Origin of the sequence: Bartonella sp. AA81SXKL (assembly GCF_042196945.1) — a bacterium.
Lineage (GTDB): Bacteria > Pseudomonadota > Alphaproteobacteria > Rhizobiales > Rhizobiaceae > Bartonella.
On sequence record NZ_JBHIRH010000004.1, the window covers coordinates 41,813 to 67,244 of the forward strand.

At 39.1% G+C, this 25,432-nt stretch carries 19 protein-coding genes and 1 other RNA gene; all 20 read left to right on the forward strand.

The window, feature by feature from the left end; translation table 11 throughout:
- The first annotated feature begins 107 nt into the window (after positions 1-107).
- Positions 108-1,757: an energy-dependent translational throttle protein EttA gene (gene ettA / locus ACFINZ_RS03555; RefSeq protein WP_375633021.1), complete on the forward strand. Its 1,650-nt coding sequence runs from the start codon at positions 108-110 to the stop codon at positions 1,755-1,757.
- Positions 1,758-2,343: 586 nt separating this feature from the next.
- On the forward strand, positions 2,344-3,282 hold the full coding sequence (locus ACFINZ_RS03560) for an ArsR/SmtB family transcription factor (protein WP_375634631.1): 939 nt from the start codon (positions 2,344-2,346) through the stop codon (positions 3,280-3,282).
- Positions 3,283-3,932: 650 nt separating this feature from the next.
- Positions 3,933-4,193: a hypothetical protein gene (locus ACFINZ_RS03565; RefSeq protein WP_375634630.1), complete on the forward strand. Its 261-nt coding sequence runs from the start codon at positions 3,933-3,935 to the stop codon at positions 4,191-4,193.
- Positions 4,194-5,771: 1,578 nt separating this feature from the next.
- On the forward strand, positions 5,772-6,149 hold the full coding sequence (locus ACFINZ_RS03570; RefSeq protein WP_375618214.1) for a hypothetical protein: 378 nt from the start codon (positions 5,772-5,774) through the stop codon (positions 6,147-6,149).
- A gap of 1,307 nt (positions 6,150-7,456) precedes the next feature.
- The gene (locus tag ACFINZ_RS03575) at positions 7,457-7,966 is read left to right on the forward strand and encodes a lytic transglycosylase domain-containing protein (RefSeq protein WP_375633015.1); all 510 of its coding nucleotides are present in this window, start codon (positions 7,457-7,459) and stop codon (positions 7,964-7,966) included.
- Positions 7,967-8,049: 83 nt separating this feature from the next.
- An RNA gene (rnpB, locus tag ACFINZ_RS03580) (RNase P RNA component class A) lies at positions 8,050-8,440 on the forward strand.
- Between the two features lie 264 nt (positions 8,441-8,704).
- The gene (gene rsmH, locus ACFINZ_RS03585) at positions 8,705-9,703 is read left to right on the forward strand and encodes a 16S rRNA (cytosine(1402)-N(4))-methyltransferase RsmH (RefSeq protein ID WP_375642927.1); all 999 of its coding nucleotides are present in this window, start codon (positions 8,705-8,707) and stop codon (positions 9,701-9,703) included.
- The gene (locus ACFINZ_RS03590) at positions 9,700-10,104 is read left to right on the forward strand and encodes a hypothetical protein (RefSeq protein WP_375634628.1); all 405 of its coding nucleotides are present in this window, start codon (positions 9,700-9,702) and stop codon (positions 10,102-10,104) included. Before rsmH ends, ACFINZ_RS03590 begins: the two co-directional genes overlap by 4 nt.
- Positions 10,104-11,846: a peptidoglycan D,D-transpeptidase FtsI family protein gene (locus tag ACFINZ_RS03595; RefSeq protein ID WP_375633009.1), complete on the forward strand. Its 1,743-nt coding sequence runs from the start codon at positions 10,104-10,106 to the stop codon at positions 11,844-11,846. Before ACFINZ_RS03590 ends, ACFINZ_RS03595 begins: the two co-directional genes overlap by 1 nt.
- Before the next feature lie 23 nt (positions 11,847-11,869).
- Positions 11,870-13,321, forward strand: coding sequence for a UDP-N-acetylmuramoyl-L-alanyl-D-glutamate--2,6-diaminopimelate ligase (locus tag ACFINZ_RS03600; RefSeq protein WP_375633007.1), 1,452 nt, complete (start codon positions 11,870-11,872; stop codon positions 13,319-13,321).
- The gene (gene murF / locus ACFINZ_RS03605; RefSeq protein ID WP_375701174.1) at positions 13,318-14,739 is read left to right on the forward strand and encodes a UDP-N-acetylmuramoyl-tripeptide--D-alanyl-D-alanine ligase; all 1,422 of its coding nucleotides are present in this window, start codon (positions 13,318-13,320) and stop codon (positions 14,737-14,739) included. Before ACFINZ_RS03600 ends, murF begins: the two co-directional genes overlap by 4 nt.
- 21 nt (positions 14,740-14,760) lie before the next feature.
- Complete coding sequence (mraY, locus tag ACFINZ_RS03610; protein WP_375633003.1) at positions 14,761-15,831, forward strand: phospho-N-acetylmuramoyl-pentapeptide-transferase; 1,071 nt, start codon at positions 14,761-14,763, stop codon at positions 15,829-15,831.
- 4 nt (positions 15,832-15,835) lie between these two features.
- Entirely contained in the window at positions 15,836-17,230 is a 1,395-nt protein-coding gene (gene murD / locus ACFINZ_RS03615) for a UDP-N-acetylmuramoyl-L-alanine--D-glutamate ligase (RefSeq protein ID WP_375633001.1), read from the forward strand.
- A 143-nt stretch (positions 17,231-17,373) separates the two neighbouring features.
- The gene (locus ACFINZ_RS03620; protein ID WP_375632999.1) at positions 17,374-18,528 is read left to right on the forward strand and encodes an FtsW/RodA/SpoVE family cell cycle protein; all 1,155 of its coding nucleotides are present in this window, start codon (positions 17,374-17,376) and stop codon (positions 18,526-18,528) included.
- Positions 18,521-19,657, forward strand: coding sequence for an undecaprenyldiphospho-muramoylpentapeptide beta-N-acetylglucosaminyltransferase (murG, locus tag ACFINZ_RS03625; RefSeq protein ID WP_375632997.1), 1,137 nt, complete (start codon positions 18,521-18,523; stop codon positions 19,655-19,657). The genes ACFINZ_RS03620 and murG overlap by 8 nt, the downstream gene beginning before the upstream one ends.
- Positions 19,641-21,068, forward strand: coding sequence for a UDP-N-acetylmuramate--L-alanine ligase (gene murC, locus ACFINZ_RS03630; RefSeq protein WP_375634624.1), 1,428 nt, complete (start codon positions 19,641-19,643; stop codon positions 21,066-21,068). The genes murG and murC overlap by 17 nt, the downstream gene beginning before the upstream one ends.
- On the forward strand, positions 21,046-22,023 hold the full coding sequence (gene murB, locus ACFINZ_RS03635) for a UDP-N-acetylmuramate dehydrogenase (RefSeq protein ID WP_375634623.1): 978 nt from the start codon (positions 21,046-21,048) through the stop codon (positions 22,021-22,023). Before murC ends, murB begins: the two co-directional genes overlap by 23 nt.
- Positions 22,024-22,260: 237 nt before the next feature.
- Positions 22,261-23,181: a D-alanine--D-alanine ligase gene (locus ACFINZ_RS03640; protein WP_375701175.1), complete on the forward strand. Its 921-nt coding sequence runs from the start codon at positions 22,261-22,263 to the stop codon at positions 23,179-23,181.
- Positions 23,169-24,080, forward strand: coding sequence for a cell division protein FtsQ/DivIB (locus ACFINZ_RS03645; protein WP_375671905.1), 912 nt, complete (start codon positions 23,169-23,171; stop codon positions 24,078-24,080). The genes ACFINZ_RS03640 and ACFINZ_RS03645 overlap by 13 nt, the downstream gene beginning before the upstream one ends.
- The gene (gene ftsA, locus ACFINZ_RS03650) at positions 24,077-25,378 is read left to right on the forward strand and encodes a cell division protein FtsA (RefSeq protein ID WP_375683989.1); all 1,302 of its coding nucleotides are present in this window, start codon (positions 24,077-24,079) and stop codon (positions 25,376-25,378) included. The genes ACFINZ_RS03645 and ftsA overlap by 4 nt, the downstream gene beginning before the upstream one ends.
- The last annotated feature ends 54 nt before the right edge of the window (positions 25,379-25,432 follow it).

Genomic DNA, 25,432 nt, shown 5'->3' on the forward strand with positions numbered 1-25,432 from the left:
AAAGCTTTTGATACGACGTAAGTGCTATTTACTGTACAGTTTCAAAAAGCAAAAGCAGTTTTTTCAAAATCCTAATCTTTAATATCGCATAATATAAAGAGAAATTTATGGCACGTCAATTTATCTATCATATGGCTGGGCTTAACAAGTCTTACGGCAATAAAAAAGTTCTAGAAAATATTCATTTGTCTTTTTATCCAGATGCGAAGATCGGTATTTTAGGGCCGAATGGTGCAGGGAAGTCAACTATTTTACGTATTATGGCTGGGCTAGATAAGGAATATACGGGAGAAGCATGGATTTCTGAAGGAGCTCGCTGTGGTTATCTACCACAAGAACCTTTGCTTGATGCGAGCAAAGATGTGCGTGGTAATGTGATGGAAGGTGTTGCAGATAAACAGGAAGTTCTTGAGCGTTATAACGAATTGATGATGAATTATAGCGAGGAAACGGCTGATGAAAGTGCACAGCTTCAGGACATTATTGACAGTCAGAATCTTTGGGATTTAGAAAGTCAAGTGGAAATGGCTATGGCTGCTCTTGGCTGTCCGCCAGCCGATGGGGATGTAACAAAACTTTCGGGTGGTGAGAAGCGGCGTGTTGCACTTTGTAAATTGCTTTTGTCAAAACCTGATTTATTACTTTTGGATGAACCGACAAACCATTTAGATGCTGAAACGACGGCTTGGCTTGAGAGGCATCTACGTGAATATCCTGGGGCTGTGCTTTTGATAACCCATGATCGTTATTTTCTCGACAATGTAACGGGTTGGATTTTAGAATTAGATCGCGGTAGAGGTATTCCTTATGAGGGGAACTATTCTGCTTATTTGGGGGCTAAAGCCAAGCGTTTGGCTCAGGAAGGCCGTGAAGAGGCAGCGCGTCAACGTGCTTTATCACGTGAGCAAGAATGGATCGCTTCTAGTCCAAAAGGGCGACAAGCAAAGTCAAAAGCTCGGATTAAGGCTTATGATGAGTTGGTTCAAGCAGCACGTGAGCGCCGTCCTGGAGAGGCGCAAATCATTATTCCTATTGGAGAAAGATTAGGACAGGTTGTTATTGAGGTTGATAATCTCTCTAAAGCTTATGGTGAACGTGTATTGATTGATTCTCTTTCTTTTAAACTTCCTGCTGGTGGCATTGTCGGCGTTATTGGGGCCAATGGTATGGGAAAGTCGACCTTGTTTAAAATGTTGACGGGACAGGAAAAGCCCGATTCAGGTCAGATACGTATCGGTGAAACAGTTCACATGAGTTATGTGGATCAGAGTCGCGATTCCTTGGTGGGGGATAAAACTGTTTGGGGGGAAATTTCTGGTGGAAATGACATTATTAAATTAGGCAAATATGAGATGAATAGCCGCGCTTATTGCGGGGCTTTTAATTTCAAGGGGGCAGATCAGCAGCAGAAGGTGGCAAATTTATCAGGAGGGCAGCGCAATCGCGTACATTTGGCGAAACTTCTAAAAGAGGGGGGGAATGTGCTTCTTCTTGATGAACCGACAAATGATCTTGATACTGAAACATTGGGTGCATTGGAAGATGCATTGGAAAATTTCGCTGGTTGTGCAGTTATCATATCGCATGATCGTATGTTTCTTGATCGATTGGCAACACATATTTTAGCCTTTGAAGGTGATGGTCATGTAGAATGGTTTGAAGGTAATTTTGCTGAATATGAGGCTGATAAAGTTCGTCGTCTTGGGGCGGAATCTCTTAATCCTAAGCATGCAAATTATAAACCTCTTACACGCTAGAATTTTTTATCTTATCTCAACTTTGTTGGAATAATAGTGTATTTTATTGCGTTTGTTATTTCATAAATAAAGAGTGTGTGTACTCTGTGGGAGTTTTTATTCATTGAAAAGAGTAAGAGACACTTTATGAAATTATAGCCTAAATAGGGTTGTTCTAATCATGATATATAACCGGTTATTTCTTGTAAAATTGCAATGAAAAGGAGGAGATGAAGAGTATAGCACTACTTCTACAAATGCTCTGGTCATTGAGCATTACCATCTTTACTTAATAAAAATGCAAGCTGGCATCATCATGTTATTTATTTTTTCTCAATGGTATACAGTTTTTGTTTTGAGGTGGGCATAAAAGATATTTTTATCTATATGTCCTCTCTGTTTATGAGCTGTAAGAGAATGATTTGGATTGATTTATCATGAATATTATAATGAGAAGCAGATGGATAAGATCTGTTCGTTTTTTACATTAGCCTATTTTTTTCATAGTATGATAAAATAGAGAGCACAAAATAGATGAGAATATGCGTTGTATACTTGAATTTTTTTCCTATAAACAAATGTTTATAGGAATGTTGAGGGGATAATTATGAAAAAAAGTGCAAGTTTAGATGCAATGGTTGAGCTGCTGAAAGCGGTCGCAGAAGTAAGCCATTTACGTGTTCTTAGGCTCTTACATCATGAAGATTTAACAATCCCTGATTTTATTTTTATTCTTGATCAGTCGCAAGCATGTATATCACGATATTTACGTTTATTGTACGAAGCACGATTGATTGAGCGTTATCAGAAGGGGGATAGCCTTTATTTTAAGCTTTGTCATGATTTTTGGGGTGAAGACATTGTGATGGGTGTTCTTTCGGCTTTGCCAAAGAATGATGTGTTGTTAGCGCATGATTTAGAACGTTTGAAGGATGTTAAAAAGCAGCGTCAAAAAACGAGGAAGAAGTATTTCTTACAAAATGCGTTGCAACGGGATGTATTACGGTCATCTTATATGGCAGATCATGGTGTAGAAAACGCTTTACTTGAAATCATTGGCGATAAACCATTTCAGACGATGCTGAATATTGGAAGAGGTGAAGACTCTATCTTAAAATTGTTTTCTAATCTTTATACGCATGCGGTTCAAGTCGTGCTTGATAGCAATGTTTTTCACTTGTCTGTTGGAGATACAACTTTTGATTTAGTTATTCTTCATTGGGTTTTACATTTTTTTGAAAACCCTGAAATATTCCTTCATGAGATATCAAGTGTTTTGCGTCCTCATGGACGTTTATTGATTGTGGATTTTGGTTATCATGAAATTGAGTCTTCATATTCTGATCAAGCACATACGCGTTTTGGATTTTCGGCTTTACAAATAGAACAATGGCTTAAAAATACGAGACTTGTTCTAGAACAAACGGTTTGTCTTACTCCTATACAAAATGAAAACAGTGAGAAAGGTATGGTTACGCTTTGGCTTGCTCGTGATCCGCGTTTATTAGTTGACGATATCAAAGATAAACAAGTCAATTTTGCATAAATCGCGTTTGTTGACCTGCTTTATTCTCTGATTTTTCTTAAGGAATAGCGTAGAGATAAAACTTTATTCAATCATTGATAATCTATTGTTTTTTACATTTGTATTATGTTTTTATATGAGAGTATTGGTGTTTTACAGGGGCTTGGTGGCTGTGTACTGTGTAATGAAAGCATCTTCTATAGAGTTAAGCCTATGAGGATCGTTATTTAAGGTGTCTTGATATCATATTTGTTTTATTAGCCAATATATTGATTTTTTAGATTTCAATGAGAGGCTCGAATATAGGAATATTTTTTCATTTCAAATTTCCTGTTGCAGAATCCAAAAGAGTCTGTTTGTTTGTTACAAGAGAAGATATTTATCTAAATAATACCGTTTGTAAAAGGAAATACATATTTCTAAATATGAGAGCGGCGGCGATATGATGTAATAGCGCACAATATAATATAGTGATGGCTCATACCTTCATAAATGTCAAAAATGGTGGTACCCAATAGATCTTACGATGTTTCTTTAAACAGGTGCTTAGATAAGAAGTACCTTGGAATTTTTAGTGAGGGGTGCAAAAAGATGCTCTAAAAAGACGAAGGGATAAAAGGGTAAGACAATGCATGATTTTCATTATTTAAAACACAGCGTTATGAGCGTGTTTGAAAGTCGTAAAGGCAAATGAAAGGGATGGTAAAGATGGCAATAGTTTTTTATCTTTGGGCTTTTATGTTTCGTTCAAAATAAATGATGGCTTTTTTAAGATTACTCAAACAGACGTAAATATTTTTACTCTAATTGGGCATATAAAAGCTGGGACTGTTTACATGGTTCTCATTTGCTCTAGTCTTTATCTCAAGCATATTGCCATGTTAGGAGCAGGTGTTGATTTACAAGTAATAGAAAACGTAAAAGCTTGGTAGATGACGCCATAAAATTACTCATAAATTAGTAATGGATTGGAGTGATATTCTGAATTTTAAAAACATTTTGTACAACAATGGTTATAATAGCGTATCTGACTTTACGTTTATTTCTTCTTACAAGCATTCATATATGGCGTTTGTCTATGTGTTTTTCATTATATTCATAAAAATAAGATTGACGATAATCTATGGATAGTCCGTGGATGAAAGTAGAAAAGAAAAGCGTGATATTACACTAAAGTTTCGTATCTCTTTATTATGAGAAGTATGAAGGTTATTAAAAAGGTTATTAAATAAGTCCATTTTTCTTGCCAAAAGTGATTTTTTCTTTTTATGCTTACTGCTCATTTTATGATGCAGCCCGTTAGTATAGCGTAAAATTGATAGGGCATCATCGTTTTATGTTTTTTATCCATATGCTTTTTCTTGTTTGTGATGTGCCGTAGTATGGCTATTCATTGATTCAATAGACGAAGGTTTAAAATAAGGGAATCTCACGTTCTTGAGATCTCTCATGTAAGTTGTAAAATGATGAGTTATGATTGTAAATCAATGCATTATTTACGTTAGAAGAACAGACTATAACAATTTTTGAGCATAGAAACTACTGTGTGTATTATTTTACGGGATCATTTAAATGATAGAGATTAAGAGAAACGGTCTGCATTGATCTCGGTTTGTTATGTTAAAATGCGTTAGAGCCTGTTGGTTATTGTAAAATAGTTTATCGTTATTTGGAATGATTATAGGACGTGATTCGAAACAAATACCTTCAGAGTTCTCATTTTTTCATAAAATTAAGCTGTTTAAATTCTTCATTGATTGTTACATGAGAGATGCGACAATATTTTAATAATCATTTACAGAATTTTTTATGAAGATAGATAAGATTTTAAAAATCTACATTTTTATTTTTGTGGTGATTGCTGTTGGAAAAGTGATTCTACTTTTATATAGTTTGATTTTTATAGGGTGGATACGTAGAAATTACGGTTTTTTTTGATTATGATTATCAGAGTTATGAAAGAAACTATTTAAAAGTTATAATGATCGTAGATTCCAATTGATGCTTCTTGAAATAAAATTGCTTCAAATTGGGTCATTTTAAACTTTTTTTGCCTAAATTTAAACATTTTTAAACAATTTATAACTCTTTTATGTTTTTTTGCGTAGAAGATGATAAGAATTTCTTGTTGTTTAAAGAATTTTATTCCATAGCAAGAATATTGCATCGGCTATCTTAGTGGTTGATGTGAGAGGACGATCGGGGAACCTCCTCCCCCCCCCCGCGTGGATCCCCTAGATTGTCTGGCCTGACTGAGGATTTCCTCAGTCAGGCTTTTTATAATTGTTTTGGGGGATGTTGTAGCGTGTTATTAGGGGGAAGTGTAAGATCTGTTATTGTTTCGCCTATACTACCTAAATACATAGAGGGGCAGTTTTTGTTGGGCGGATAGTGTTAGCGTATTCATTTTCAATAATTTGATTTTTCTTTATTGAAGCATCGTTGAATGCTATAAGGAGAATCATAAAAGGAATCTATGTTTGTGTTCTATGATCTTTAGGTAAGAGATAATGGAATCTTTTTCGCGTCGTATTGTTTTTATTTTATTTGTATTTTTTATTTTTGGCGCTGTCTTTTTTGCTTCTCAAAGTAGTGCTGTTTATCAGTTTTTTTCCGGTCGCTCTTCTTTTTCTTCTCAGAAGCTTGATGTAACAGAGGAGGAGTTGTTAGAGAGATTGTCTGTATCTTTTCCAGATATTATCAAGCATCTTTCTAAGATGAGTCCTCAACAGCAAGAGGTGTTTATTGCGCAGCTGCGTCGTGATGTAATTGCGCTTGCTTTTAAAAGTGGTCAGAGTCGTGAGCAGGCTCACAAATCTGGTGAAACTGTTGCTATGGCTCTTTCAAAAGCGATTTCTCGTCCTTCCATTGCTAATGCTTATTTTTAGCTATTTTTTTAATCGCGCTTTTGGGTTTTATTTTAAGGAGCAAGAGCTTTTCGTGAAGTCTTGAAAAGTGCGAGGAGATAATTAATTTGTAAGGTATTAACAAAATTTATCTCTCAAAAGGTAAGCAATTGGAGTATAAGGGTAATGTTGCAATCATTACAGGAGTGATAGAAAGTCTATCAAGGGTATTGGTCCAAGTTAATTGCATTATCAATCGCTACAATGACAAAAGCAGTATTGACTATAAAAAAACACGTTAACCGTGTTTTATATGCCGGTTATTTTTTTATTTGATATGAGAAAATAAAAATTTTTTAAAGGATTTAAGCTTTCTTTGTTCTACGGATTTTAGGATATTTATCCACTTGTATGATTTCTGAAAATGAGGTGCAAGGCTGATAAGATGGTAGTCTGTGACAAAGAAAAAATATTTGAATGAAGATGAGGGTTTATTTTTATTTAAAAGGCTTTGGGGGTATTGAGTTTCCTAACATTTTTCAAAAAAACAGACAAAAGTAATTGTTAAGCTTTGTTGTAGAGATAAAGACGGATATAGCTTTTTTAGCATATTGTTTTATAATGATAATTTGTCATTTTCATATTAAGTGAGAATCTTAAGAATTGCAAAATTCTCTCGTTTTAAATTTATTCATGGTGAAAAAATCAAAATCACTTTCTTGTGCACTACAAGTGAGAGGCTTGTGTGGATAAAAGCTCTTTCAAAAAAAGAAGTAAAAAGCTTCTTTGAGGCATCTTGAGAGCTAAAAGTCTGTTGCAATATTTTGAATTGGTAAAGAGTATGATGGTTTTAGTATATTTATGAATTTTTTATGCGCAATGATGGGAGCGGGGATTTGTTTTATGATTTGTTGGGGTTTTATCGGACATAAAGAGTGCTGTGGGTGTTTATTAACCAGAGAGAAGTGTTGATAACAGTTTATATTTTTTGTGAAACTTTTTTGATATTGAGGATCTTCGGTAAAAAGATGTTCTTGTCTCTCTTTAAGATGCTATTTTTTTAATATAAAAATTGAGTGATACAATAGTGATAGCAGAAATTTACAAATTATATCATTTTATTTAATACGATATAAGATTAATTATAGTCTCTTTATTTTTTTTACTTTATGATATAGATAAATCTATAATTTGTGCATAAAGAGATTTTCTTTTGTTGCAGAATTTTATCTTGAAATTGTCTTACTCTTTCCTTTTTCAAGCCGTTCTTTTGCTTTCTTTTTTTGTACAATACGTTTGCAAATTATTTGCAGCTAGAATTTGAGAATGTTTGAGTAAAGAGAAAGAAAATGCAATTTTTGAAAATCTTGTTAAATACAGCGTGTGCTGTATTTTTTGTATTTGATGTAAGTTGGACTCATAGTGTCTTAAATGTTGCGGAATCAGGAGAATCCTCAGTGATTGTTGCTTCTAAGATTCCTGATCGTCCTTATGAGTTTCTTATTCAGAAACTTGCGAATAAATATAATGTTCCCGTTAATTTAGCACATGCTGTTGTAAAAGTTGAAAGTAATTATAAGGCAGGTATAAAGGGGGCTGCTGGCGAAATAGGTTTGATGCAAATTAAACCCTCTACGGCACGAGGGTTGGGCTTTAGTGGTTCTGTACAGGATTTGTATGATCCTGCGACCAATCTTGAATATGGTATGCGTTATTTGGCACGGGCCTATAAACTCAGTGGTGGAAGTACATGTGGTACAATCCTTAAATATAATGCAGGCCATGCTGCAAAAAAAATGAATTCTATTTCAGCGAAATATTGCGCAAAAGTAAAGACTTATCTGGCTTCATTAAAATAAAAACATCTGTTGAGAGAGGTTTGTCATAAAATATTTTAAGATGCTATTTTCACGGAGCAGAAAATGTTTTATAAATTAGTATGTCAGTCGGCTGGGCAGCCGCGCTTGTCTGATACTGAAATACGGCAGGTGAGGAAAGTCCGGGCTCCATGGAAAGACGGTGCCGGGTAACACCCGGCAGGGGTGACCCTAGGGAAAGTGCCACAGAAAGTAAACCGCCTATTTTTATAGGTAAGGGTGAAAGGGTGGAGTAAGAGCCCACCGCGCATTCAGTAATGAATGTGGCAAGGTAAACCCCACCGGGAGCAAGACCAAATAGAAATGACGTGCAAAATTTAATTTGCAGCCGATTTCCGGGCGAGTCATTCGGGTAGGTTGCACGAGGCGGATGGTAACATCCGTCCCAGATGAATGGTTGCCATGTAAAGTGTAAGCTTTACTCTACAGAACCCGGCTTATAGGCCGACTGATATTTCATGATGATACGCGATATTTTATAAGATCAATTATATATGGTCTTTTATGGAGTCTATGTGTTTGAAATGGACACTTGAGCAAAGAGTGTTTTAAAAAATTATAACATTTCTTTAAGTATAATGCGTTAGGATCTGTTTTGGGATAACTTTAGTTTTTTCGTTCATTGTGATTAATGTGAAAGTTGAAGGCCAGGTTATTCTAAGATCAGTTGTCATGAGAGAGCTGTTGATTTAAGACAGCCTAACTTCAAGACGGATTATTTTGATAAAGCAGGATCAAAGAGCTGAACGCCATATTCCAGTGTTGTTACAGCCAGTTTTGGCTGGGCTTATGCCATTGGTTGGAGCAAAAGTGATTGATGGCACCTTTGGTGCTGGTGGTTACACGCGCGCTTTGTTAAAGGCAGGGGCACAGGTGATTGCTCTTGATCGTGATCCTCATGCTATAAGTGCAGGACAATCGCTTGTTGAAGAATTTTTTCCACGCCTTCGTTTGGTCCATATGGCGTTTTCACAGCTCGATCGTGTCGTTGAAGAGAAGGTGGATGCAGTTATTTTGGATATTGGTGTCTCTTCAATGCAGCTTGATGAAGCAGAAAGAGGTTTTTCTTTTCAAAAAGATGGTCCATTGGATATGCGAATGGCTCAGACTGGTTTTACAGCCAGCGATGTTGTCAATCATTTAAAAGCAAGGGATTTGGCACGTATTTTTAAGATATTAGGGGAAGAGCGTTATGCGGGGCGAATTGCACGGATGATTGAAAAGCGTCGTGTTGTGCAGCCTTTTTTGCGTACAGGTGATTTGGCGGATGCTATCGAAACGTTGATAGGACGTAAACCGGGAGATCGTATTCATCCGGCAACACGTGTATTTCAGGCTCTTCGTATCTATGTTAATGATGAAATTGGTGAATTGGCATGTGGTTTATTTGCTGCTGAACGCGTTTTAAAAGCTGGAGGCCGTTTGGGGGTTGTCAGTTTTCATTCTCTTGAAGATCGTATGGTCAAAAGATTTTTTTCGGCTCGTTCTGGAGAATGTATGAGATCACGCTATCTGCCAGAAATAAAGGCTGCTCCAGCAACATTTTTTCCTTTGTTTAGAGGTGGGATCACGGCAACTAAAGAGGAGTTACAGAAAAATCCTCGTTCACGTTCTGCGAGGTTGCGTATTGGTGTACGGACTGAAGCAGAGGCTCTTGCAGCAGATATGAAATTATTTGGTTTAGCAGAGATTGCCAGTTTTGAAGGCAGCAAAAAATGACAGTTTTTCGTACATTTGATATGATTTTAGTGTTGATTATGATTTGTATGGCAGGACTTACTTATAAGGTAAAATATGATGTTCAAAAACGAATGAACGAAGTTCTTCATCTTGAGCATGAAATTGCTGCAGCAAAAAATACGGTAAGTTTGCTTCATGCTGAGTGGGCTGTGATGATAAGTCCTTCACGCATGCAAAAACTTGCGAAACGTTATCAGAAAGAACTTGGGTTAGAGGTTATACAGCCCCGTCAAATCGTGGAGTTTAAAGACATTCCGGTATGGGTACATGATCAAATTGAAGAAGTGATTAAACAAAATATCTTGGAAGATAATCAAAATATTTTGACAAATAATCGGGCTTCTCAGATCAATAGTGTTGTCCAAAAAGGCGCGCAGTAATGAAATCGACTTTTTTATTCTCACAGAAGAAAAAGCGCTTAAAGAATTCGTTGAATAATCATAATGTTTCTGTTCGTCGTCCCTATTCTAGTCGTCCACGTTTGCTTTTTTCGTTGTTCTGCTTTTTAATTTTATATGGCATCATGGGGGCTTGCCTTATTTCTTATGGGTTGGAAGGTGGACAGATTGAAGAAGCAAAAGGGCCAGGAGTTCTTCAATTGATGGCACGGCCTGATATCGTTGATCGTAATGGTCGTTTATTGGCAACAGATATTAAAACTTATTCACTTTTTGCTGAGCCACGACGTATTATTGATGTGGATGAAACAATTGAATTGCTCTCAACAGTTTTGCCTGATCTTAATTGGCAGGAAACCTATAAGCGCTTAAAAAGAAAATCTAGTTTTTCTTGGATACAGCGGGGGTTAACACCAATGCAGAAGACGCAAATTATGGCTCTTGGTATACCAGGAATTGGTTTTCGGACTGAAATTCGTCGCTTTTATCCTGATGGACCTGTAACTTCCCATATTCTCGGTATGGTGAATGTTGATAATCAGGGCATTGCAGGTATGGAAAAATATATTGATGATGCGGGGTTGAGTGCTTTGCGTGCCGCTGGTCTTGCCATGGAAGAATCATTAAAACAAGTTCAGCTTTCGATTGATGTGCGTGTTCAGGCAATTGTTCATGATGAACTTATTCAGGCTATGAAGCGTTATAAGGCAATTGCTGCAGGAGCTGTTATTTTAAATATACATACGGGGGAAGTTTTGGCTTTGGCATCACTACCAGATTTTGATCCTGGAAATCCTATCGAAGCTTTAAAAAGTGATCGTCTCAATCGGATGACGGCAGGAGCTTTTGAAATGGGATCAATTATTAAAAGTTTTACGACAGCCATGGCACTTGATTCCAATATTTTTTATTTAAACAGTATTATTGATGCTTCAAAGCCAATAAAAACAAGTAGTGGGTATACTATTCATGATTTTCATGGAAAAAATCGACCCTTAACGTTATGGGAGGTTTTTATTTATTCTTCTAATATTGGTTCTGCTAAAGAGGCATTGGCGATAGGGATTGATAAACATCGTGGTTTTTTGCAAAAACTTGGATTACTGGATCGTCTCACAACAGAGTTGCCTGAAGTTGCCCACCCTATTGTACCACATCATTGGAAGGATATCCATTCTATGACGATTTCTTTTGGGCATGGTATGGCAACAACACCCTTGCAAACAGCTGTCGGGGCTGCTGCTTTAATGAATGGTGGTTGGTTAATTGCTCCGACATTTTTAAAACGGACAAAAGAACAAACTCTGCACCATGCAAAACGGGTTTTGCAGGCTAAAACAAGTCAAAATATGCGTTACCTTTATCAATTAAATAGTGATATTGGTTCTGGACGTAATGCAAAAGTAGAAGGCTATCGTGTAGGTGGTAAGACAGGAACAGCTGAAAAAGTTGAAAATGGAAAATATTCTAAAACAAAAAATTTCAATAGTTTTCTTGCTGCTTTTCCTATTGAAGATCCTGCTTATGTTGTTTTAACAATTATTGATGAACCAAAGCCTGCAGAGGGACAGCGCTCAGCAACAGCGGGAATGAATGCTGGACCAATGCTTGCTAATATTGTTCGTCGCACAGCTAGTTTTCTTGGTGTAAAACCCGATTTTAAAAAAGAATATGAGCTTCTTTTAAGTAAAAAGAGCAATTCAAGTTTCGTTAAACAACAGTAAAATAAATACAAAGGTGCATCGTTATGTTGTTTGGAACAGTTTTTACAGAATGTGTTGAAGATGAAAGTCTTTCTTCAATAGAAATAACAGGAATAAGTGTGGATTCTCGGCAAGTTTTGCCGGGCTATGTTTTTGTCGCTGTTCAGGGGAAAAAAAGTGATGGAAGACACTATATAGATGATGCGATAAAGCGTGGCGCACGAGCAATCGTTACAGACTGTCCTGCTGTTCTTGAGGATTTATCTGTTCCCATTTTACGTGTTTCTAATGTTCGTCATAGTTTAGCGTTGGCAGCTGCACGTTTTTACGGTTCTCAGCCTGAAACGGTCGTTGCTGTGACTGGTACAAGTGGTAAAACATCTGTTGTCTCTTTTCTTCGGCAAATTTGGACTTATGCTGGATTTTGTGCTGCGAGTATAGGAACGGTTGGTGTTGTTTCTCCTAAACGGAATGTTTATGGTTCTCTCACAACACCTGATCCGGTCGTCTTGCACCGTCTTCTTTATGAAATTTCTCATGAAGGTGTGACTCATGCAGCTCTTGAAGCTTCTTCGCATGGGCTTGATCAAGGACGACTTGATGGAGTCCGTTTAACGGCTGGTGCCTTTACTAATTTAGGGCGAGATCACATGGATTATCACACGGGGGTAGAGGATTATTTGCGGGCTAAAATGAGGTTGTTTGATACACTTTTGCCTGTATCTTCTCCTGCTTTGATTTTTGCTGATGATGTTTATTCACAAAAGGTTATTGATGTTGTTACACAAGCACGCCGCCGTGTCTTGACAATTGGTCGTAAGGGGCAATTTATCACGATTAATCGTGTTGAACATCAACGCTCAAAACAGTGTATTGAGTGTCGTGTGGAAAATAATATTTATACATTTGATTTGCCTTTGGCTGGAGATTTTCAGGTAGCCAATGCGCTTATGGCAGCGGGGTTAGCAATTGCAACTGGTGTTTCACCTCGTAAGGTTTTTTCTGCGCTTGAAACTTTGCAGGGGGCACCTGGGCGGTTGGAATTTGTGGGAAAGACAGAAAATAATGCGCCTGTTTATATTGATTATGCCCATAAACCAGAAGCTTTGGAGCAGGTTTTGCTTTCTGTTCGTCCCTTTACGCAAGGGCGTTTGATCGTTGTTTTTGGTTGTGGAGGAGATCGTGATCAAGGAAAAAGACCTTTGATGGGAAAAATTGCGGCGGATAAAGCGGATATTGTTATTGTAACGGATGATAATCCTCGCACAGAAATGCCAGAAAAAATACGCAAGGATATTTTACAGGCGGTGCCAACAGCAATAGAGATAGCAGATCGTGGAGAGGCTATTTCTTACGCGGTGGAGCTTTTGAAAGTTGGTGATACATTAATCATTGCTGGAAAAGGTCATGAGGATGGCCAAATTATAGGGCAGACAACTTATCCTTTTTCAGATCGTCTGAAAGCGATAGAAGCTTTAGAGGACCGAAAGAAATGACAACTTTATGGGATAAGCAAGCACTTGTTGCTGCAGTTAATGGTGTTGTAATGGGAAGCCTGCCAGAAACTTTTTCTGGGGTTTCCATTGATAGCCGTACTCTTGCGGAAGGGGATGTTTTTTTCTGCATTAAAGGGCATCATCTTGATGGTCATGATTTTGCTGCGCAAGCTTATGAACGAGGTGCAGGCGTTCTTATCGTTGCGGAACACCGTTTGAGGGATATGAAAAAGATATCGGCTCCACTTATTGTTGTTCCTGATGTTTTGCAAGCCTTAGAAAAACTTGCACAAGCTGCACGCAAACGTTCAAGAGCTAAGATTATCGCGATAACAGGATCGGTGGGAAAAACAACGACAAAAGAGGCTTTGAAACAAGCACTTGCAACGGTTGGGAATGTTCATGCGAATCTCGCTTCTTTAAACAATTGCTGGGGGGTTCCACTCACTTTAGCGCGGATGCCTATGGAGAGTGATTATGGTATCTTTGAAATTGGCATGAATCATAGAGATGAGATTCGCCCTCTGGTCAAACTTGTTTGTCCGCATGTTGCTCTCATTACGCATATTTGTGCAGGACATATGGGTTTTTTCAAAGATCTTGAAGAAATAGCAAAGGCAAAAGCTGAAATTTTTGAAGGATTAGATGAAAAAGGAATTGCCATTTTAAATGCGGATAGTGATTTTTTTTCTTATCTTGTTCAAAAAGCAAAGAAATACGGTGTAAAGAAGATCTTAAGCTTTGGTGAGACTAAAGATGCTGATTATCAAGCGCGAGATATACGTCTTCTAACTGATAGTACTTCTATGATTGTGCGTATTGGGGGGCGGGATAGGAAGGTTCAAATTAGTGCTCCAGGACGCCATATTGTGCAAAATAGTTTAGGGGTTATTGCTGCTTGTGATGCTATGGGAGTTGAGTTAGAGCCTGTTCTTCTTTCTTTTCGCTATTTTTCTTCTCAAAAGGGGCGAGGTGTTCGTTATCGACTGTCTTTATCAAATGGGGGTGAATTTTATCTCATTGATGAAAGCTATAATGCAAATCCTGCTTCTATGCGTGCTGCGCTTGAGCTTCTTGCTACAGGACCAGTCGGGGAAGAAGGGCGGCGAATTGCTATTTTAGGAGATATGCTAGAGTTAGGGGAGTATAGTGAAAAGCTTCATCGTGATTTAATAAAGCCAATACGTCTTTCCGGTGCTAATCCGGTTTTTCTATTTGGTGAGGCGATGAAATCTTTAGTCAGTGATTTGTCTGCTGGTGTTAAGGTTCATTATGCTGAAAATATTGAGAAAATTTTATCTCTCCTTTTAGCAGAAATTTCTTCTGGGGATCTGCTTATGGTTAAATCATCCAATAGCCTTTGTTCATCAAATATTGTGACTGCATTGCTTGACCGCTATAAAGCGGTTTCTTCATAGTTTTAAGAGGTTTTTTGTACCATGATGCTGTTTTTTTCTTCGTTTAGTGATTGGCTTCCAGGTGTGAATGTATTTCGTTATATTACTTTTCGCACGATAGCGGCTATGCTTAATTCGGGGCTCATCGTCTTTTTGTTTGGACCTAGCATCATTGCTTCTCTTAAATTGCGGCAGGGTAAGGGGCAACCGATTCGTGCGGATGGTCCTCAAACACATTTTAAAAAGGCTGGAACACCTACAATGGGTGGATTGATGATTTTAACCGGTATTGTGGTATCGGCATTTTTGTGGTGTAATTTATCGAATATTTATTTTTGGGTATCGCTATTGGTTATGCTTTCTTTTGGGGCAATTGGATTTTATGACGATTATCTTAAGGTCACAAAACAAACAGACAAAGGATTTTCTGGGAAAGCACGGTTAAGTTTGGAGTTTTGTGTTGCCGCAATTGCTGCTTTTGTCATCCTACAAATTGGCTCATCTGGATTCGCTTTGCCTTTTTTGAAAGATTATCTTATCAATTTGGGCTGGTTTTTTATTCCTTTTTCTGCTTTTGTTATTGTCGCAACGGGTAATGCGGTTAATTTGACGGATGGACTTGATGGCCTTGCTATTGTTCCTGTGATGGTTGCAGCCTTATCTTTTGCTCTGATTGCTTATCTTTCTGGTAATATGAATTTTGCTGATTATCTCCAAATCCATTATGTATCGGGAGCAGGTGAATTGGCTGTTTTATTGGGAGCTGTTGTTGGGGCAGGGCTTGGTTTTTTATGGTTTAATGCACCACCTGCAGCTATTTTTATGGGAGATACTGGTTCGTTGGCTCTTGGAGGATTATTAGGGACTGTTGCAGTCGCTACGAAGCACGAAATTGTTTTGGCTCTTATTGGTGGGCTTTTTGTTGTGGAAGCTTTTTCGGTCGTTATTCAGGTTGGTTATTTCAAATTAACAAGAAAACGAGTGTTTCTTATGGCACCGATACATCATCATTTTGAGAAAAAAGGCTGGACTGAAAGCCAAGTCGTGATACGCTTTTGGATTATTTCAATTGTTCTCGCTCTCATAGGTCTTTCAACACTTAAATTGCGGTGAGAATGTGATTTCTGTTACGTGTTATAAAGGTCAAAAAGTTGCTCTGTTTGGGTTGGGACAGTCTGGACTAGCAACGGCACAAGCATTGATGCGTGGCGGTGCAGAAGTGGTGGCGTGGGATGATAGTCCTTCAAGCGTGCAGATGGCTTTTCGGCACAATATTCCAACGCGAGATCTCCGTTATGAAGATTGGTCAGAATTTGTTGCATTGATTGTAGCTCCTGGAGTTCCTTTAAATTATCCTCAACCCCATTGGGTTGTTGAAAAAGCACGAAAAAAAAATATAGAAATTATCGGTGATATTGAATTATTTGTTCGTGCGCGCCAGCATTTTTTACAGCATTATGGTTTTTGTGACCAAGATGTTCCTTTCATTGCGATTACGGGGACGAATGGAAAGTCAACCACAACGGCTTTACTTGCGCATTTGTTGGAAAAAATGGGTTATGATGTGCAGGTGGGGGGGAATATCGGAAAGGCAATATTGACGCTTAAGCCATTTGTTAAAAAACGTATCTATGTGATTGAATGTTCATCATTTCAAATTGATCTTACTCCCTCTCTTCAGCCGACCATTGGACTTTTATTGAATTTAACACCTGATCATATTGATCGACATGGGAGTTTTGCCTGTTATGTGCAAACCAAAAGGCATCTGATTGCTCAGGCTTCTCAGGCTTTCATTTCAGTTGATGATGCAGCTTGTCGGGTTTTATATCAACAGTTACTTCATGATGGGAAGCAAATTGAGGCAGTTTCCAAGGATCATTTTGTTGAAAATGGTTTTTATGCAGATGGGACCAAGCTCTTTTCTGTTCGTCAAGGACAGCGCCATATGCTTGCAGATCTTGCTCCTATGGCGGTGTTACGTGGGAGTCATAATGCGCAAAATGCCCTTATGGCATTAGCAACATTGCAGGCTTTAAAAATAACTGATCCTTCTGTGAACAAGCATTTAGCAAGTTATAAAGGGTTGGATCATCGTATGCAGCAGGTGCGTAAAATGGGGGCGGTTTTGTTTATCAATGACAGCAAGGCTACTAATGCAGATGCAACAGCTCCTGCGCTTTCCACCTTTAATGATATTTTTTGGATTGTTGGGGGACAGGCAAAAAAGGGAGGGATAGAGTCTCTTAGAGAATTTTTTCCTAAAATTCGTAAAGCCTATTTGATTGGGAGCGCGGCAGAAGAATTTGCTCGCACTATTGGATCTGCTTTTCCCTTTTCTATGAGTTTAACTTTGAAAAATGCGGTGCGTGAAGCAGCTGTTGACGCAATGGGTTGTAAGGAAAAAGAGGTGACGGTTCTTTTGTCACCTGCTTGTGCAAGTTATGACCAATTTAAAAATTATGAAATGCGAGGCGAAGCATTTGTCTCTTTTGTGATGCAGTTACAATAAAAAAGCATCAGTTATAAAAAAATATTTTTGCGTTAAGACTCCAGAATCTTTTTTTGTGTAATTTAGTTTTTAAAGTGTTTGTTAAACAGGCTGGGGAACCATATCACTTTGAGATAATTTATAAAATGGATAAGGTGGATATCATGGTGACGCGTGCAGATAGAGATCCAATTGCTAATTGGTGGTGGACGATTGATCGCTCTATCTTTGCAGCTTGTTTAATTTTAATGGGAATTGGCATTATGCTGTCTTTTGCTGCCAGCCCTATTATTGCAAAAAAAATCGGAATTGCTGATAGTTTTTATTTTGTTCGGTGGCATATCATTTTTAGCATTTCAGCATTTTTTACGATGGTTACCATTTCCTTTTTTTCGCTTTCTAATATTCGTCGTTTATGTGCTCTTTTGCTCATTGTAACGCTTGCTCTTATGGTTGCAACCTTATTTTGGGGTCCAGAATTAAAGGGAGCACGGAGGTGGATTCTACTATTTGGTTTTTCTGTACAGGCTTCAGAGTTTATGAAGCCAGCTTTTGTGGTTATGTCCGCTTGGCTTTTTTCAGAACAGATACGCAGGAGGGGAATTCTGGGTTATACGTTAGCGATTCTACTTTATGCCATTTGTTGTGTGCTTCTGGTTTTGCAGCCTGATATTGGACAAACAGTTTTAATAAGTGCAACATGGGGGGGGCTATTTTTTATTGCTGGTGTACCTCTTACCATTATTTTTCTCTTTCTCATTTTAGGCGTTGTAGGAATTATTTTAGCTTATCTTTTTCTGCATCATGTGCGCGAGCGTATTAATGGTTTTTTGACAGGTGAAGGGGATACGTTTCAAGTGGATGTAGGACGTGAGGCTATTTTGAATGGTGGTTGGTTTGGGCAAGGCCCTGGGGAGGGAACAGTAAAACGTATCATTCCTGATAGCCATACAGATTTTGTATTTTCCGTTGCTGCTGAAGAATATGGTATTATTCTTTGTTTATTAATTATGATGCTTTTTGGCTTTATCGTTATGCGTTCATTGTATATAGCCATGAATACACGTGATTCCTTTATACGTCTTGGTATTACTGGCATAGCAATGATGATTGGCTTTCAATCAGCGATTAATATGGCCGTTAATCTTCACTTAATTCCTCCAAAAGGCATGACATTGCCTTTTATTTCTTATGGTGGTTCTTCGATGATGGCGATTGCGTTTTCAATGGGCATTTTGCTCAGTTTAACACGTCGTTGGCCAGAAGCGCGCCTTTCAGCTTTTTCTTCCTCTTCTGTCTTGGATACCCCTTATGAATGATAAAAAAGTTATTGTTTTGGTGGCTGGTGGTACAGGTGGACATCTTTTTCCTGCTGAAGCCCTTTCTGTTGAATTAAGGCAGCGTGGATATGATGTTCATTTAATAACAGATGAAAGAGCACGACCTTTTGTTCGGTGCTTTGATGAAGGGCATATTCATATCGTTTCATCGGCAACATTTACACGACGCCATCCTTTTGCTCTGATAAAGACGTTTTGGTCTTTGCTAAGGGGGATGGGGCAATCGTTGGCGTTGTTTTATAAATTACGTCCTGTTCTTGTTGGAGGATTTGGGGGGTATCCGAGCTTTCCTCCTCTTTTTATTGCGTCCTTAACGAGGCGTGTAACATTTATTCATGAACAAAATGCTGTTATGGGGCGTGCCAATCGGGTGTTGGCAATTTTTGTGCGTGCAATCGCTGGTGGTTTGTTGTCACCAAAAGGCGCTTATGCTCATAAAATACTTTTGACGGGGAATCCTGTCCGTGAGGCTGTGTTGAAGGCGGCCAAAATTCCTTATCATTCTTCAGAGGGAGAAAAGCCATTTAATTTTTTGATTTTTGGAGGTAGCCAAGGGGCTTCTGCTTTTTCACATATTGTTCCAGAAGCTATTGCTTTATTTGATGATAAGAACCGTAAACGTTTACGAATTGTACAGCAAGTCCGCGGTGAAGCAGGAAGGTTGATCAAAATCTATCGTGATATGGGCGTACAAGCAGAAGTTGCTCCTTTCTTTGATGATATGGCTGAACGTATGGCACATGCTCATTTTATTTTGTCGCGCGCTGGGGCTTCGTCCGTTTGTGAGATAGCGGTGATTGGTAGACCTGCTTTGCTTGTTCCCTATCCCCATGCTTTAGATCATGATCAGGCTGCCAATGCAGCTCTGCTTGCTCGTGTAGGTGGTGCGCAAATTGTATCAGAAAAAGATTTAAATGCACAAAAGCTTTTTTCTCTTTTAATGCACGCTTGTTGTGCGCCCCATTTATTGGAAAAACAAGCGCTTGCTGCAAAAAAAGTTGGACAACCTCATGCAACCCGTTGCCTTGCTGATATGGCTGAGTCCTTAATTGCAGGGCGATTGTTGTCAGATATAAAAGAGGAGCTTTTTAATGAAAATGCCACTTGATATAGGCGTTATCCATTTTATCGGAATCGGGGGGATCGGTATGAGTGGAATTGCGGAGGTTTTTTATAATCTTGGCTATAAAGTTCAAGGGTCAGATCAAGTTGAAAGTGCAAATGTTGAACGTTTGCGGAAAAAAGGAATTAACGTTCATATAGGTCATTGTGCTGAAAACTTAGGGAATGCAGAGGTTGTTGTTTTTTCTACTGCCGTTAAAAAAACAAATCCTGAGTATATTGCTGCAAAGGAAAGACATTTGCCGCTTGTCAGACGTGCAGAAATGCTGGCGGAGCTGATGCGGTTTCGGCGTGCAATTGCGGTGGGTGGTACACATGGTAAAACAACAACCACATCAATGGTCGCAGCCCTTCTTGATGCTGGTCATTTTGATCCAGTGGTGATTAATGGCGGTATTATTAATGCTTATGGTACGAATTCTCGTACAGGAGATGGCGATTGGATGATTGTTGAAGCTGATGAAAGTGATGGTACATTTTTAAAGCTGCCTGCTGATATTGCTGTTATTACTAATATTGACGCTGAGCATTTGGATCATTATGGAAGTTTTGATGCTGTGCGTGAGGCTTTTCGGCAATTCGTAGAAAATGTTCCTTTTTATGGTTTTGCTGTTTTGTGTCTTGATCATCCAGAGGTTCAGTCATTGGCGGGCCGTATTGATGATCGTTGGGTGATCACTTATGGTGCAAATCCACAAGCGGATGTTCGTTTTCTTAATCTTTCGATGGATGGTCAAAAAACGCATTTTGATGTTCTTGTTCGCTCACGCAAAACAGGAAGAAAGATTGAGTTGAAAAATTTGCTTTTGCCCATGGCAGGGCAGCATAATGTTGCTAATGCAACGGCGGCGATTGCTATTGCGCATGAACTAGGCATTTCAAATGAAGCTATAAAAAGGGGCTTAGCAGAATTTGGCGGAGTAAAACGGCGTTTTACGCGAACAGGAAATTGGCGTGGCATTGAAATATTTGATGATTATGGACATCATCCTGTTGAAATAAAGGCTGTTTTGCGTGCAGCACGTGAGAGTGCAAAAGGGCGTGTTATTGCGATTGCACAACCCCATCGGTATTCACGTTTGTATCATTTATTTGATGATTTTTCTGCTTGTTTTAATGATGCAGATACAGTGTTGATTACGCCCGTTTATGCGGCTGGTGAAGAGCCTATTGTAGGATTTGGTTCTCAAGAATTGGTAGAGCATATTAAAATGGCGGGTCATCGTGATGTGCGCTTGATACATAGTCTGGAAGATGTCGTGTCTCTTGTCTCAAAATTTGCTCAGGCAGAGGATTATGTTGTTTTTCTTGGTGCTGGCAATATCACACAATGGGCTTGTGCGTTGCCTCATCAATTAGCGGTATTGGATGGTCATGGTAAATTTTCAGCACATTGATGGTGAGGCGCTATTGGCGCAATTGCAACCACTGTTGGGTGGCGTGAGAGGAAAGCTTACACCTAATGTTGAGATGCGTAAGGTAACGTGGTTTCGCACGGGCGGGTTGGCAGAGCTTTTTTATCAGCCTGTTGATGAAGAAGATTTGGCTCTCTTTCTTCAAAATTTGCCTGAATTTGTTCCTGTAACAATTGTCGGTATTGGTTCTAATCTTCTGGTGCGTGATGGGGGGGTTCCTGGTGTTGTGATTCGTCTTTCGCCAAAAAAATTTGGGCAAGTGAAGCAAGTTTCTCCAAAAGGCTTTTTAGTTGGTGCTGGTACGGCGGATAAACATTTAGCTGCTGCCGCTTTAGAAGCTGAGATTGCAGGTTTTCATTTTTATCATGGTATTCCTGGAGGTCTTGGAGGAGCTCTCAAAATGAACGCGGGTGCGAATGGTGTTGAAACTGCAGCGCGTGTTGTCGAGGTCTATGCGCTGGATCGTAAAGGGCAACGTCATATCTTGAGTGTGAAAGATATGCATTATTCCTATCGCCATTGTGATATTCCTAAAGATTTTATTTTTACGGCTGCTTTATTAGAAGGAAGACTCGGCAATAAAGATGATATTCGTGCTGCTATGGATGAAGTTGCCCTCCACAGAGAAACAGTGCAACCTATTCGCGAAAAAACAGGGGGGTCAACTTTCAAAAATCCTGAGAATACATCCGCGTGGCGCGTGATTGATGAAGCAGGGTGTCGTGGTTTACAGATTGGTGGCGCTCAAATGAGTGAAATGCACTGTAATTTTATGATTAATACAGGGCAAGCAACAGGATATGATCTTGAAGCATTGGGAGAAACAGTGCGTGCGCGTGTTTTTGCAAATTCAGCCCACCTTTTACAATGGGAAATAGAGCGTATTGGTCAATTTGAGCGTGGTCGAAGTGTTTCTCCTTTTGATCCATTTCATTGATTTATTGTTCACTAAAAAAGTGAAAATAAAAAATTGAGTCATTTCAAAGAGATAATAAAAAATTCTATTAAGAATCAATAAATTAACAAAGAATCTCTTGCATCAGGCTTTTGAGTCTGATTCATTATGCAAAATGCTAGGTTATTGATTCGCAAGGATAAACTTTGTTTTTCCTGTATGTGGTGCTGATGTATTCTATATAGACTACATATAGTATGCGAAAGAGGGTGATTTATTATGAAAGATAAACATATAGCTGTGTTAATGGGAGGTTTTTCTTCTGAACGGTCTATAAGTTTATCTTCGGGGGCGGCGTGTGCTGATGTTCTAGAGATGCAGGGGTATCGCGTGAGCCGCGTGGATGTTGACGCTCATATTGCTTCTGTTCTTGAACAGTTGCAGCCCGATATTGCCTTCAATGCATTGCATGGTCCATTTGGTGAAGATGGCCGGATCCAGGGGATTCTTGAATATTTAAAAATTCCTTATACCCATTCTGGTGTGATGGCATCCGCTTTGGCAATGGATAAGGGACGTGCAAAAATTATCGTTGAAAATTTTGGGGTTTGTGTTGCTCCTTCTCGTATCATGAGCCGCTTTGCTTTGGGACAAACGCATCCCATGGAGCCTCCTTATGTAATTAAACCTGTGTGTGAAGGATCAAGTTTTGGTGTTGTCATTGTCCAGGAAAATGAAGCAGCACCGCCGCATAGTATTGGGGGAGCTGAGTGGGGGTATGCTGATGAGGTGATGATTGAAAAATATATTCCTGGTCGTGAATTGACTTGTGCTGTTTTGGGGAATGAAGTGCTGGATGTGTGTGAAATTCTTCCCGATAAACACTTTCCATTCTACGATTATGACTCGAAATATAAAACGGGTGGTTCTCTTCACATTTGTCCTGCACAACTTTCACTAAATATTTACCAAAGTGTGCAAAGAATGTCTTTAGCAGCCCATCAGGCGATAGGGTGTCGAGGTGTTAGCCGTTCTGATTTTCGTTTTGATGAGAAAACGGGAGAATTGGTTTGGCTTGAAATTAATACGCAACCCGGTATGACATCGACGTCTCTTCTTCCTGATATTGCAAAAGCGAGCGGCCGTACTTACGGCGATATTGTTCAATGGATGGTGGAGGACGCATCATGTATGCGTTGAATGTTAATAAAACAAATGTTCCGATGGAGGTGCTTTCAGTGCCGGCTTTGCCACGTCTTTATCGTCGTTTTCTCCGGTTTATGTTTGAGTTTGTTTTTGTCAATATTCATATTCCACGCCATTTCGGCTCTTTTGCTGTTGTATGGTTTTTCTTTGTTACGGCTTTTTATGGACTTTCATCAAGTGGTCAGATGACTGTGATCGTAAATACGATCATATTGGATAGTAGTTTTGTGGTCACTCATGTCGATATAAGCGGTAATAAGCGCTTGGCAAAGCAGGATATTTTTAAAATTTTAAAACTTGATGTTGCGCCTTCTATATTCACTTTTGATGTTGAAAGAGCGCGTTCTCTGTTGGAAAAACAGGCTTGGGTGCAATCGGCTAATGTTCAGAAAATTTATCCCAATAGAATGCGCATTTCCATCGTGGAGCGTGAACCCTATGCCATTTGGCAACATGATGGCATAATGGATATTGTTGATAATACAGGTCGTGTCATTGTGCCTTTTAAAGGAGAAATTGTTCGGGATTTACCTCTTGTGGTTGGGCAGGGTGCACAAAATGCTGCTAAAGTGTTTATTCAAGCGCTGTCAGTCTATCCGGAAGTATATGATCGTATTCGTGCTTTTGTGCGGGTAGGTGATCGACGTTGGGATCTTGTTTTGAATAATGGAATGCGCGTTATGTTGCCTGAAAATGGTGCTCTTGAAAGGCTTTCTTCTCTTTCTTCGTCCGGTACAATGCAAGATCTTTTATCTCGCGATATTCTCAGTGTTGATTTACGTCTTGCTGATCGAATTACTGTTTCTTTATCAGATGAAACGTTGGAGCGTTATCATACTACTGTAGCAGAAGAAGAACGTATTTTAAAAGCGCGAAAGGCAGGAAGCCTATGATGCTACTCAGATCACATCATTTGAAGGGGCGTAAAACACGTTTTTTAACGGTACTTGATGTCGGTTCAAGTAAGATTGTTTGTCTTATTGCTTGTTTGCGTCCTTTGAAGCATGCGCACTATTTACATGGTCGTACACATTCTACGGAAATTCTAGGCTTTGGAGTGCAGCGTTCACGTGGTATTAAATCTGGTGTTGTCATGGATATGTTTGCAGCAGAACAATCCATAAGATTGGCTGTTGATGCGGCAGAAAAAATGGCGGGTTTGGTGGTGGATTCAGTGATTGTGAATTTTTCCTCAAGTCGATTACAAAGTGCTTTGATTAATGGAAAGGTCCATTTGAATGGTCGTGAAGTCACCAAGCGTGATATGCGTATGGCCTTTTCAGATGTTTCGCGTAAAGCCTTTGATGCTGAACGTCATGTTATGCACTCAGTTCCAGTTTCTTATGTATTGGATGGAGATAAAGGAATTTTTGATCCTATTGGCATGGCAGGGGAAACATTTGGTGTCGACGTGCATGTGGTAACAGCAGAAACAGCCTCTTTGCGTAATTTAGAAACTTGTATTAATCGTGCACATTTGAGTGTTGAAGCAATGGTTGCTACTCCCTTTGCAAGTGGTCTTGCTGTCTTGATGAATGATGAGGCGCGTTTAGGGGCTGCATGTATTGATTTTGGTGGTGGAACAACAACATTTTCAGTGTTTTTTGAGGGGAAATTTATTCATGCGGATGCTCTTGCTGTTGGGGGGCATCATGTGACTCTTGATGTTGCGCGCGGATTTTCTATGTCTTTAACAGAGGCGGAACGTTTAAAAGTTGTTTATGGTTCAGCACTTTTAACAAGTGCTGATGAGCGGCAAATGATTAATGTAGCAGAAATTGGGAGTGATCAGCGTGAAACTCAATATCCTCGCGCGGTTCTTGGGCGTATCATTCGTGCGCGTGTTGAAGAAATTTTAGAAATGGTCCGTGATTGTTTAAATCGTTCTGGTTTTGGTCATATCATTGGTAAACGTGTTATTTTGACTGGGGGAGCAAGCCAGTTAACAGGATTGCCAGAAATGGCACGTACTATATTAGGAAGAAATGTTCGTATCGGGCGGCCTTTAGGTATTTCGAGGCTTCCTTCTCTTGCAAAAGGGGCGGCGTTTACATCTGCTGTTGGGTTGTTAATTTATCCGCAATTGGTGGGGTTTGAAGAAAAAACAATGCAGGCGGCAGGAAATCATTTATCGATGGGCACGCGTGGATATTTTCAGCGTGTTGGTCAGTGGTTGCGTGAGAGTTTTTAGTTAAGTGTCTAGTTGGATAAATTTCATCGCTTTGGCTTGCGGTGTCTTATGAGA

What these genes read in the sequence shown, in the direction of transcription:
- ACFINZ_RS03560 (WP_375634631.1), top strand. Translation starts at nt 2,344, where the DNA reads ATGAAAAAAAGTGCAAGTTTAGATGCAATGGTTGAGCTGCTGAAAGCG.
- murB (WP_375634623.1), top strand. Translation starts at nt 21,046, where the DNA reads ATGGTAAATTTTCAGCACATTGATGGTGAGGCGCTATTGGCGCAATTG.
- ACFINZ_RS03595 (WP_375633009.1), top strand. Translation starts at nt 10,104, where the DNA reads ATGAAATCGACTTTTTTATTCTCACAGAAGAAAAAGCGCTTAAAGAAT.
- ACFINZ_RS03570 (WP_375618214.1), top strand. Translation starts at nt 5,772, where the DNA reads ATGGAATCTTTTTCGCGTCGTATTGTTTTTATTTTATTTGTATTTTTT.
- ACFINZ_RS03590 (WP_375634628.1), top strand. Translation starts at nt 9,700, where the DNA reads ATGACAGTTTTTCGTACATTTGATATGATTTTAGTGTTGATTATGATT.
- ACFINZ_RS03600 (WP_375633007.1), top strand. Translation starts at nt 11,870, where the DNA reads ATGTTGTTTGGAACAGTTTTTACAGAATGTGTTGAAGATGAAAGTCTT.
- murF (WP_375701174.1), top strand. Translation starts at nt 13,318, where the DNA reads ATGACAACTTTATGGGATAAGCAAGCACTTGTTGCTGCAGTTAATGGT.
- murG (WP_375632997.1), top strand. Translation starts at nt 18,521, where the DNA reads ATGAATGATAAAAAAGTTATTGTTTTGGTGGCTGGTGGTACAGGTGGA.
- ACFINZ_RS03640 (WP_375701175.1), top strand. Translation starts at nt 22,261, where the DNA reads ATGAAAGATAAACATATAGCTGTGTTAATGGGAGGTTTTTCTTCTGAA.
- ACFINZ_RS03645 (WP_375671905.1), top strand. Translation starts at nt 23,169, where the DNA reads ATGTATGCGTTGAATGTTAATAAAACAAATGTTCCGATGGAGGTGCTT.
- ACFINZ_RS03620 (WP_375632999.1), top strand. Translation starts at nt 17,374, where the DNA reads ATGGTGACGCGTGCAGATAGAGATCCAATTGCTAATTGGTGGTGGACG.
- ACFINZ_RS03575 (WP_375633015.1), top strand. Translation starts at nt 7,457, where the DNA reads ATGCAATTTTTGAAAATCTTGTTAAATACAGCGTGTGCTGTATTTTTT.
- mraY (WP_375633003.1), top strand. Translation starts at nt 14,761, where the DNA reads ATGATGCTGTTTTTTTCTTCGTTTAGTGATTGGCTTCCAGGTGTGAAT.
- murC (WP_375634624.1), top strand. Translation starts at nt 19,641, where the DNA reads ATGAAAATGCCACTTGATATAGGCGTTATCCATTTTATCGGAATCGGG.
- ftsA (WP_375683989.1), top strand. Translation starts at nt 24,077, where the DNA reads ATGATGCTACTCAGATCACATCATTTGAAGGGGCGTAAAACACGTTTT.
- ettA (WP_375633021.1), top strand. Translation starts at nt 108, where the DNA reads ATGGCACGTCAATTTATCTATCATATGGCTGGGCTTAACAAGTCTTAC.